The organism is Micromonospora sp. NPDC048063 (assembly GCF_043202855.1).
GTDB lineage: Bacteria > Actinomycetota > Actinomycetes > Mycobacteriales > Micromonosporaceae > Micromonospora.
On record NZ_JBIDBG010000004.1, the window covers coordinates 151,162 to 161,562 of the forward strand.

Genomic DNA, 10,401 nt, shown 5'->3' on the forward strand with positions numbered 1-10,401 from the left:
ATCTACGTGTAGGCTCACTACGACAAGTGAGCCGACAGTACGGAGAGCCGGCCATGGACACCCTGCTCCTCGCCCGCCTGCAGTTCGCCACGACCACCTCGATCCACTTCCTGTTCGTGGTGGTCACCCTCGGCCTGGTCACCCTGCTCGTGGGGTTGCAGACCACCGCCGTGCTGACCGGCAAGCCGGTCTACGAGCGGCTGACCCGCTTCTGGGGCCAGCTCTACGTGATCAACTACGTGCTCGGTATCGCCACCGGCATCGTGATGGAGTTCCAGTTCGGGCTGAACTGGAGCGGCCTGTCGCGCTACGTCGGCAACGTCTTCGGGGCGCCGCTGGCCATCGAGACGCTGGTCGCGTTCTTCCTGGAGTCGACGTTCCTCGGCATGTGGATCTTCGGCTGGCACCGGCTGCGCAAGGGCGTCCACCTCGCCCTGCTCTGGGGCGTCGCGCTCACCGCGTACGCCTCGGCGTTCTGGATCATGGTGGCCAACTCCTGGCTCCAGAACCCGGTCGGCTACGAGGTGCGCGACGGCGTCGCCCACCTCACCGACTTCACCGCGCTGCTGACCAACCCCAGCCTCGGCATGGCCTTCGGCCACGTGGTCTTCGCCGCGCTGCTGGTCGGCGGGATGCTGATGGCCGCGGTCAGCGCCTGGCACCTGATCCGGCGCACCCCGGACTACGCGCTGTTCCGCACCTCGCTGCGGATCGGCCTGGTCACCGCGGCGCTGTCGATCACCATGGTGCAGGGCTTCGGCTTCGCCCAGTTCGGCCCGGTCGGGCAGGTGCAGCCCACCAAGTTCGGCGGAAGCCCCGCGGCGGACGCGCTGGTCGCCGACTGGACCGCGCGGTTCGGCCCCGGCGACTACACCCCGCCCGTGCTGGCCAGCGTCGGCCTCGGCTTCATGATCCTGATCGGCTTCGGTCTCGGCCTGCTCTGGCTGCTGCTCCCCCTGCTCTGGCGGGACTGGGCCGTGCGGCTGCGCTTCCCGCTCTGGATCATCCTGCTCGCCCTGCCGCTGCCGTTCGTCGCGGTGATCCTCGGCTGGATCGCCCGCGAGGTCGGCCGCCAGCCCTGGGTCGCGTACGGGCTGCTGCCGGTGGACCGGGCGGTGTCGCCGGTCGACCCGTGGCTGATGCTCGCCTCGCTGATCGGATTCAGCCTGCTGCTCGGCACGCTCGCCGTCACCAACTGGGTCCTGCTGGCCCGGCACGCCGCCCGGGGCGCTCACGACCCCGCCCTGGGCCGCCCGCCGCAGCAGCCGCCCGCCGACCCCCGCCCCGAGCCCGCCTTCGCCTGAGGAGACGACGTGGAACTCGCCTGGTACGCCCTGCTCGGCCTCTTCTTCGCCACCTACCTGGTGCTCGGCGGCTACGACTACGGCGTGGGCCTGCTGCTCGCCCGGGGCGCCGACCCCGCCCGCCGCCGCGCCGCCCTGAACGCCGTCGGCCCGTTCTTCCTCGGCAACGAGGTCTGGCTGGTGGCCGCCGTCGGCATCCTGTTCGGCGCGTTCCCCGTGCTGGAGGGGGAACTGCTCTCCGGCTTCTACCCGGCCGTGGTGGGCGCGCTGGTCGGGGTGATCCTGGTTACCGTCGGCGTGCAACTGCGCAGCCGCCCGGCCGGCCCACGGGCCCGCGCCGGCTGGGACCGGATCGTGGTCGTCGGCAGCCTGCTCGCCGCGCTCGGCTGGGGCGCCCTGCTGGCCGGGCTGCTCCAGGGCGTGCCGCTGCACGCCGACGGGCACGTCGCCGGCGTGACCCACCTGTTCACCCCGTTCGTGGCCGCCACCGGCCTCGCCGTCGTCGCGCTGGTCGCCCTGCACGGTGCGACCTTCCTCACTCTCCGGCTGCCGGCCGCCGAGGCCGCGCCGGTCGGGCGGCTGGCCCGCCGGCTCGTCCCGGTGGCGCTCGTCGCCGTCGGCGCGGCCACCGCGCTCGGCCTGCTCTCCGCCGACGTACGCGCCGCCGCGCGGCAGCCCGCGGTGGGCGTACTGCTGCCGTTGCTGCTGGTGGCGGCGGTGCTGGCGGCCCGGGTGACGCTCGGCCGGCGGCGGCCCGGGCTGGCCTTCGCCGCCACCGGGGCGGCCCTGGCGCTGCCGGTGGCGCTGGTCGGCGCGACCCTCTGGCCCTACGCGCTGGTCTCCACGGTCGACCCCGGCGCGTCCCTGACGGTGGCCGACGCGGCGGCGAGCACGCCCACGCTGCGACTGCTGGGCTGGCTGACGGTGCCGCTCCTGCCGGCCCTACTAGGCTTTCAGGCGATGTGCTGGTGGGTTTTCCGGGGACGGACCGACGGCAGGGCACCGGTGTACTGGTGAACCGCCGTCCGTTCGACCCGCGTCTGCTGCGCCGGGTCCCCGCGGCCCGGCGCGACCTCGCCGTGCTCGCGCTGCTCGGCGTGCTGGCCGCGGGGCTGGTCGTCGCGCAGGCCACCGCGCTGGCCGCGCTGCTGGCGACCGGGTTCGACGGGCGGCTGGACCGGCCCGCCCTGGCCGGCTTCGTCGCCGCGGTGGCCGCCCGCTCGCTGCTGGTCTGGGCGCAGGGCACGGTGTCGGCGCGGGTCGCGGCGACGGTCAAGGCGGCGCTGCGCGAGGAACTGCTGGGGGCGGTCGGGCGGCAGGGCCCCGGCTGGGTCGCCGGCCAGCGCGCCGGGCAGCTCGCCACGCTGGCGGGGCGCGGGCTGGACGCGCTGGACGCCTACTTCACCGGCTACCTGCCGCAGCTCGTGCTGAGCGTCACCGTGCCGGTCGCCGTGCTGGCGCGGATCTTCGTCGCCGACTGGAGTTCGGCGCTGATCATCGCGGCCACCCTGCCGCTGATCCCGATCTTCGGCGCGCTGCTCGGCTGGCAGGCGCAGGCCGCCACCGAGCGGCAGTGGCGACGGCTCTCCCTGCTCGGCGGGCACTTCCTCGACATGGTCGCCGGGCTGCCCACGCTGCGCGCGTTCGGCCGGGCCCGGGCGCAGACCGACGCCGTCCGCCGGATGGCCGACGGGCACCGGGTGGCGACCATGAAGACGCTGCGGATCGCGTTCCTCTCCGCCCTGGTGCTGGAACTGGTCGCCACCCTCTCGGTGGCACTGGTCGCCGTGCCGGTGGGCGTACGGCTGCTCGGCGGCGGCCTGACCCTGCAGACCGCGCTGCTGGTGCTGCTGCTCACGCCGGAGGCGTACCTGCCGCTGCGGGCGGCCGGCAGCCGGTTCCACGCCAGCATGGAGGGCCTGACCGCGCTGGACGAGGCACTGACCCTCTCGGCCGCCGCCCCCGCGCCGGTCGCACCCGGCGGGGGCGCGGCGACGCCGGACGGCCGGGGCGAGATCCGGTTCGAGTCGGTGACCGTCGCGTACGAGCGGACCACCGCGCTGCGCGACGTCACGCTGACCATCCGGCCGGGCGAACGCGTCGCGGTCGTCGGCCCGAGCGGCGCCGGCAAGAGCACGCTGATCGGCCTGCTGCTCGGCTTCGTGGCCCCGACCGCCGGCCGGGTCACCGTCGGCGGGGTGGACCTCGCCGGCACGGACCTGGACGCCTGGCGCCGCCAGGTCGCCTGGGTGCCGCAGCGGGCCCACCTCTTCGCCGCCTCGCTGGCCGACAACATCCGGCTCGGCGCCCCCGACACCCCGGACGCGGCCCTCGCCACCGCCGTCCGCGACGCCGCCCTGGACGACGTGGTCGCCGGCCTGCCCGACGGGCTCGCCACCGTGCTCGGCGAGCGCGGCCACGGCCTGTCCAGCGGGCAGCGGCAGCGGGTCGCGCTGGCCCGCGCGTTCCTGCGGGACGCCCCGGTGGTGCTGCTCGACGAGCCGACCGCCCGGCTGGACACCGCGAGCGAGGCCGTCGTCCTCGACGCCACCCGTCGGCTGGTGGCCGGGCGGACGGCCCTGCTGGTGGCGCACCGGCCGGCGCTGCTCGCCGACGCGGACCGGATCCTGCGGATCGAGGACGGCCGGGTCACGGAGCTGACCCCGGCGGCGGCCGGGGAGGCGACCCGATGACCGACGAGCCGACGCCGACCGGCGACTCCGCCGAGACCCGCGCCCGCTCCCCCGAGCGGACCGTGCTGCGGCTGGCCCGGCCGTACCTGAACCGGCTGCTCGGCGCGGGGCTGCTCGCCGCCGCCACCGAGTTCGCCGGCCTCGCCCTGATGGCCACCGCGACCTGGCTGCTGATGAGCGCCGCCGGTCGGCCCCCGCTGGACCGCCTCACCGTGGCGATCGTCGCGGTCCGGGCGCTGGCGGTCGGCCGGGGGGTGCTCCGCTACACCGAGCGGCTCGCCGGGCACGACGCCGTGCTGCGGCTGATCACCGACGTCCGCGCCCGGGTGTTCGCCAGCCTCGCCGCCCGGCCGACGCCCCGGCAGCGCTCGGGCGACGCCCTGAGCCGGCTCGTCTCGGACGTGGAGGCGGTTCAGGACCTGCTGCTGCGGGTGCTGGTGCCGGCCTCGGCGGCGGCCCTGGTCAGCCTGGTCGCGGTCGGCGGGGCGGCGCTGGTCTCGCCGGCCGCCGCCGGGGCGCTCGCCGTCGGGCTGCTGGTCGCCGGGGTCGTGCTGCCCGCGCTGGCCACCGCGCTGACCCGGCGCGCCGCCGCCGAACTGGCGCCGCTGCGCGGCGCGCTCGCCACCGACGCGGTCGACCTCACCCACGGCGCGGCCGACCTGGCCGCGTTCGGCGCCACCGGGCACGCGCTGGGCGCGGCCGGGGAACGCGCGCGGCGCCTGGCCCGGCTGGAGCGGCGGCTCGCCGCCACCGGGTTCGCCGTCGACGCGGCCGGGGTGCTGGTGGCCGGGCTGACCGCCGGCGCGGTGGTGCTCGCCGCCCTGGCGGCGGACGTGGACGGGGTGCTGGTCGGCGTACTGGCGGTCGGCACGCTCGCCGCCGTCGAGATCGCGCTGGCGCTGGTCGGGGCCGCCCGGCAGTGGACCCAGCTCCGCACCGGCCTGACCCGGGTGGCCGCCCTGTTGGAGAAGGCGGACGAGGCTCCCGCGTCCGGCGGGGCGCCGGTCGGCCCCGGGCCGTACGACGTGCGGTTCGAGGAGCTGACCGTGCGCTACCGGGAGGGCGCCGCGCCCGCCCTGGACGGGCTCGACCTGGAGCTGCCGCCCGGCCGCCGGGTGGCCGTGGTCGGGCCGAGCGGCGCCGGCAAGAGCACCCTCGCCGCCGTCCTCACCGGCTCCGTACGCCCCGAACGCGGGCGGGTCACCCTGGACGGGCGGGACCTGTCGACGTACCGGGCCGGGGAGCTGCCCCGCGCGGTCGGCGGGCTGCTCGCCGAGGCGTACGTCTTCCACGCCACCGTGCGGGAGAACCTGCTGCTCGGGCGGCCCGACGCCGACGAGGACGAGCTGGCGGCGGCGACCGCGGCGGCCGGGCTGCTGGACTGGGTCCGCGCGCAGCCGGACGGCTGGGACACCGTGGTCGGCGAGGAGGGCGGTCAGCTCTCCGGCGGCCAGCGGCAGCGGCTCGCGCTGGCCCGGGCGCTGCTCGCCGCGCCGGGCGTGCTGGTGCTCGACGAGCCGACCGAGGGGCTCGACCCCGCCGCCGCCGACGCGGTGCTCGCCTCCACGCTGGCGGCCACCCCGGCCGGGCACTCCGTGCTGCTGATCAGCCACCGGCTCAGCGGGCTGGCCGACCTCGACGAGATCGTGGTGCTGGACGCCGGCCGGGTGGCCCAGCGCGGCCGGCACGCCGACCTCGTCGCGGCCCCCGGCTGGTACCGGGACCAGTGGCTGCTCCAGGAGGCCGCCGAACGCGGGTACCTGGCGCTGCGCCCCTGAGCCCGACCCGTTCCTCCCCGGCCCCCACCTCCGGGTCGGGCCAGGGTTGCCCCGGAGGCCGCCCGGCGGCCATCCGTGACAGGGTGGTGCCATGCGGTGCGACGACGCGACCATGGTGGAGGAGCGGCTGCGGGAGCTGGACGGGTGCCTGCGCGGGCCACGCCGGTTGAAGTCCGACCTGCTGACCGAGGCGCGGCACGGCCTGCTGGACGCCGTCGACGCGTACCGGGAGGACGGGCTGCCGGCGGCGGAGGCCCAGCGCCGGGCGGTGGCCGAGTTCGGCTCCGCGGCGCTGCTGGCCCCGGCCTACCAGGCGGAGCTGGCGGTGGGCGCGCTGCGCGGGCTGTCGCTGCGGGTGCTCGGGCTGGCCGCGGTCGCGTTCGTCGCCGGCGACCTCACCTGGCGGGGGGCGAGCTGGAGCGACGGGCCCCGCCCGCCGGCCGGCTACCAGCTCCTGTCGGCCTCGGTGAACTGGATCTGGGTCGCCGCGTTCGTGCTGGCGGCGGTCGGGCTGCTGCTGGCCGGGGCCGGCCGGTGGGCGTTGCGCGGCAACGGCGCGGTCGGCCGGGCGGTGGGCGCGGCGCTGACCGGGGTCCTCGCCCTCGGCGTGCTGGCCGGCGCGGCCCTCTTCGCGTGGTCGATCGGGCTGTGGGAGGGCGCGCTCACCTGGCCGCCGATGCTCGTCGGGGCCGTGGCGGCCGCCGCCGGCTACGTGTGGCTCGGCCGGGCCGCCCGCACCTGGCTGCTCGCCACCCGCTGACCCCGCGGGCCGACCGCCCCGCCGAGGTGCCCGCGATCGCGGTGCCGGCCGTCGGCGGGCCCGGCCGGGCGTCGTCAGGCGGGCGCGGTGGGTGGGGCGTCGGTGTCGAGGAACCGACCGACGGTGCTGCTGAACTCGCGCCACCCGGACCGCTCCCCGGCCAGCGCCCGCCGCCCCGCGTCGGTGAGCTGGTAGGTCCGCCGCTCGCGCCCGTTGACGGTGCTCCAGGTGCTGGCGACGTGGCCGGCCCGCTCCAGACGGCGCAGCGCCGGGTAGATGGTGCCGGTGGGCAGGTCGAGCTGGCCGTCGCTGCGGTTCCGCAGCGCCTCGATGATCGCGTAGCCGTGCATCGAGCCCTGCTCCAGCACGGCGAGCAGCAGCGCGTCGAGGTGTCCGTGCAGCGCCTGGGCCTTCATACGTAGAGAGGCTACTTGTTGGCGGGCCGCTCCGCCACCGGGGTGCGGCCACGGTCACCCGGAGTCGCCCACTAGGGTATGTGCCCAGAGTCACTCGTCGGCGGCGCACGCCGGCGGGTGGGCAACCCGAAGCACACGGAGGTCAGCGTGGCCCGCCAGTCGCCCCAACGGCCCGACGCCGACGAGCCCGAGCTCGACGACGTGGACGACACGGCCGAGTCCGACACCGCAACCGTCTCGGCCGAGGCCGCCCGCGCCCTCTGGGACGAGCTGCGGATCGACCCGGTGGAGATCGCGCTGCCCGCCGGCACCGGCTACACGCTCCGGGCGTACCGGCCGGCTCGGGAGCTGACCCCCACCGACGTCGCCGAGCGCGACCAGGACGACCCGTTCCTCGCCCGCCGCCAGGTCGTCGAGGAGGACGAGGACGACGAGACGGTCGTCATCCTCGACGAGGAGGTCGCCCAGGAGTTCGCCGAGAGCGACGAGGAGGACGGCAAGGCCCGCCGAGGCAAGGCCGACGACGAGGACGCCGAGGCGTCCGCCGAGGCCGAGGACGAGGCGGGCGACGAGGAGGTCCCGGTCTTCCTCAGCCATCGCGGCAAGCTGCTGCTGTTCAAGACGCCCGAGTCGCTGGTCAGTTTCATCCGTTCCGGCGCGCCCAACGACCTGTCCCAACTGGACAGTTGGAGCGAGCTGTCCGAACGGGTGGAGCCGGCCGACATCGCGCCGCTGGAGGAGGACATCTACGAGCTCGACCTGGTGGTGGAGAACCTCCGCGGCGGGCACGACACCTGGGACCCGACGCTGCTCATCGAGGCCGGCGAGGTGGCCCGTGACCTGGCGTACGCGCTGCGCCTGCCCGCGGTGCTGGACATGCTCTCCGCCGGCTCCAGCCTGGACGACCTGGACGAGGCGCTGCGCGCCACGGTCGACGGCGGCGTCGGTGGGTTCTTCGGCCGTCGGCGGCTGAAGAAAATCGGGGCACAAACCGCAAGTCTGGGTTGGCGCACCATTGTCGGCAAGATCTCTGCGGTCGTGGACTGGCGCGACTGACCCTTTACGGGGAGCATCAGTCTCTGGCAGAGAAAGCCTTGTGTCCCGGGAGGAGGACGACGCCGTGGCGCTCGTGCGCGTGTACTGCGGTCTGGCCTCGGCGGATCCGGCCGACCGACCGGCTTCGGCCGGTTCGACGCTGACGTCCGCTGTGGTCGACGACGCAGGCCGTCTGCTGCATGTCTGCGAGATCGGCGACGACCCGGCTGGCTACGCCCAGCTGGTCGCGCTGCTCGTGGAGCGGTCGGGCGGGCCGAGCGGTGCGGCGATCGCCGCCGACAGCGACGACCACACGGTCACCTCGCTGCTCAGCGCCGCGGGTCGCCCCCTGGCGATCGCCGACGACGACTCCGTCGACGACTTCGCCGAGCGGTTCGCCGACGACGACTCCCTGGAGGAGATGCAGTCGCCCCCGGCCGAGCGGCGCGCCGTCGGCCTGGCCCGCGCCCTGCAGGCCGGCGCGCTCTCCGCCGTCACCCTCCCGGCCCCCCGGGACCTCGCCGGATACAAGCAGGTGCTCGCCGCGCACGCCGCGCTGGCCAGCGGGCGACACTCCGCCGCCGTCGCGCTGCGCGAGGTGCTCCGCGAGCTCTACCCGGCCGCGTTACGCGCGTACCCGGACCCGGCCGAGCCGGTCTCGCTGGCCGTCCTGGACGCGCTGCCCGAGCCGGGCATGCTGAGCGGCCGCGAGGTCCCGGTCGCCGCCGACGCGATCGCGGCGCAGCTCGCGGCCGACGGAGTCGCGGGCGCCGAGGAGCTCACCGACGCCGTGACGGCCCTGCGGGTCGCCATCAGCGAGACGCCGCGGCGCGCCACGGTCAACCGCGTCCTCACCTCCGCCGTGGCGGAGACCGTGCGGCAGGCCGTCGCCTCCGTCCGGGCGTGCGACGCCGGCTGCGAGGCCCTGGTCGGCGCGCTCAACGCCCGCGCCGGCACGCCCGCCGCGGCGGCCCCCGGACGTCGGGCCGCGGCCCGACGCGGCGAGCCGGTCGGCGACCTGCCCGGCCTCGCCCCCACCGGAGCGGGCGTGCGTCCCGTCCGGGCCACGGAGCCCGAGCCGGCCCCGTCCGGCGGTCGCCGGAGCCGGCCGGAACCCGTCTCCGGCGCGACGCCGCCCCCGGCGCCCCGGCCACTCGGCCCGCCACCGGTCGCCCCGGCGCCCGTCGCGCCGCCGCCGGTCGCCCCGGCGCCGGTGACCCCGGCCGCGGTGGCCGGTCCGCCCGTCTCCGCGCCGCCCTCGCGGCCGGCCTCGGCGCCGAGCCGGATCGACGGCCCGACCAACCGCCCGGTCTCCGCGCCGCCGCCCCCGCCGCCCGGCATCACCCCGATCGCCCCGGCACAGCGTGGCACCGTGCCCCCGGCCGAGGCCGGGGAGCCGTTCCGGCCCACGCTGACCACCGCGGCGATCCAGAGCGCCCGCGCCGAGCGGCAGCGCACAGTGATCCCGCCCCGGCCCAAGACCACCGGCGAGCCCCCCGCGCCCACGGGTGGCTTCAGCGCCACCGACCACAGCGTGCCCGTGCCCACGCCGCGGCCCGACCAGGAGTCCGCTCCCCCCGGGTCCCGGGCCAACTGGCCACTGGTCAACAACCCGGAGGACCCGTCCGACAGCCCGGCCAAGAACCCGGTCGCCGGCTCCTACGGCGACCGGGGCGGGAGCGGCATCGACGCGCCGACCGACCCGGGCGCCGAGCGTCGGGTCACCCCGCCCTGGCTCGCCGACGACCTGCCCCAGGAACCGCCGATGCTGCGCCTGGTCGAGCCACCGCCGCTGGCCGACCGCGCGCTGCGCGGCGGGCCGGCCCAGGCCGCGGACCCGGAGACGCCGCCGCTGCGGCTGGTCGACCGCGAGGAGCCCGGACGCAACGGCCGGCCGGCCCCCCGCGCCGAGCGCCCGGTGGCCGAGCACCGACCGGCGCCGCCGGTGGAGCGGCGGCCCCCGCCGGTCTCCGACGAGGGCGACGGCGACCTGCTGATCTTCGCCCAGGCGAAGTCCGCCTGGTTCGTCGGGCACGCCGAGGAGTCCGACCTGGACTGGTCCACCACGGCCGACACCGGCTGGCAGGCCGCCGAGCAGGCCGCCCGCCCGGCGGTCGGCGCGGAGACCCCGGCCGGGCTGCCCAAGCGGGTTCCGCAGGCCAACCTCGTCCCCGGGTCGCCGTTGCGGGACGAGCGTCCGCTACGGATCGTCCGGGATGCGGCGAGCCTCGCCGAGAACACCACCGGCTACTTCCGCGGCTGGCGCCGCGGGCAGGAGATCGGCGGGTTCGCAGTCGGCGGCCGACCCGGCCGGGAGGCCGCCGGGGGCTGGGACTTCAGCCGCGACACCGGCGACCGCGACGACGACCGGGAATACGAGTACCGCTCCGCCGGCTACCGCTCCTGAGCGGGAAA

The 10,401-nt window shown here is 76.9% G+C and carries 8 protein-coding genes; 7 read left to right on the plus strand and 1 reads right to left on the minus strand.

The window, feature by feature from the left end; all coding sequences use genetic code 11:
- Nucleotides 1-53: 53 nt before the first annotated feature.
- The 5 genes from ACGFZ2_RS12420 (at nucleotide 54) to ACGFZ2_RS12440 (ending at nucleotide 6,535) form a co-directional block, all read left to right on the plus strand.
- Complete coding sequence (locus ACGFZ2_RS12420; RefSeq protein ID WP_393452815.1) at nucleotides 54-1,304, plus strand: cytochrome ubiquinol oxidase subunit I; 1,251 nt, start codon at nucleotides 54-56, stop codon at nucleotides 1,302-1,304.
- A 9-nt stretch (nucleotides 1,305-1,313) separates the two neighbouring features.
- Complete coding sequence (gene cydB, locus ACGFZ2_RS12425) at nucleotides 1,314-2,321, plus strand: cytochrome d ubiquinol oxidase subunit II (RefSeq protein WP_393452818.1); 1,008 nt, start codon at nucleotides 1,314-1,316, stop codon at nucleotides 2,319-2,321.
- A complete protein-coding gene (gene cydD / locus ACGFZ2_RS12430; protein WP_393452821.1) occupies nucleotides 2,318-3,997 on the plus strand; it encodes a thiol reductant ABC exporter subunit CydD in 1,680 nt (559 codons plus the stop codon). The genes cydB and cydD overlap by 4 nt, the downstream gene beginning before the upstream one ends.
- Nucleotides 3,994-5,775 (plus strand): thiol reductant ABC exporter subunit CydC, encoded by a 1,782-nt coding sequence (cydC, locus tag ACGFZ2_RS12435; protein WP_393452824.1) that lies wholly within the window; start codon nucleotides 3,994-3,996, stop codon nucleotides 5,773-5,775. Before cydD ends, cydC begins: the two co-directional genes overlap by 4 nt.
- 91 nt (nucleotides 5,776-5,866) lie before the next feature.
- On the plus strand, nucleotides 5,867-6,535 hold the full coding sequence (locus tag ACGFZ2_RS12440) for a permease prefix domain 1-containing protein (RefSeq protein WP_393452827.1): 669 nt from the start codon (nucleotides 5,867-5,869) through the stop codon (nucleotides 6,533-6,535).
- 74 nt (nucleotides 6,536-6,609) lie between these two features.
- Here ACGFZ2_RS12440 and ACGFZ2_RS12445 read toward each other — a convergent pair whose 3' ends face one another.
- Nucleotides 6,610-6,951 (minus strand): helix-turn-helix transcriptional regulator, encoded by a 342-nt coding sequence (locus ACGFZ2_RS12445; RefSeq protein WP_350703543.1) that lies wholly within the window; start codon nucleotides 6,949-6,951, stop codon nucleotides 6,610-6,612.
- A gap of 117 nt (nucleotides 6,952-7,068) precedes the next feature.
- Between ACGFZ2_RS12445 and ACGFZ2_RS12450 the strand changes: the two genes are divergently transcribed.
- Together ACGFZ2_RS12450 and ACGFZ2_RS12455 are read left to right on the plus strand one after the other, a co-directional pair.
- The gene (locus ACGFZ2_RS12450) at nucleotides 7,069-8,007 is read left to right on the plus strand and encodes a DNA primase (RefSeq protein ID WP_393453658.1); all 939 of its coding nucleotides are present in this window, start codon (nucleotides 7,069-7,071) and stop codon (nucleotides 8,005-8,007) included.
- A gap of 40 nt (nucleotides 8,008-8,047) precedes the next feature.
- On the plus strand, nucleotides 8,048-10,393 hold the full coding sequence (locus ACGFZ2_RS12455; RefSeq protein ID WP_393452830.1) for a transposase: 2,346 nt from the start codon (nucleotides 8,048-8,050) through the stop codon (nucleotides 10,391-10,393).
- Nucleotides 10,394-10,401 lie beyond the last annotated feature (8 nt).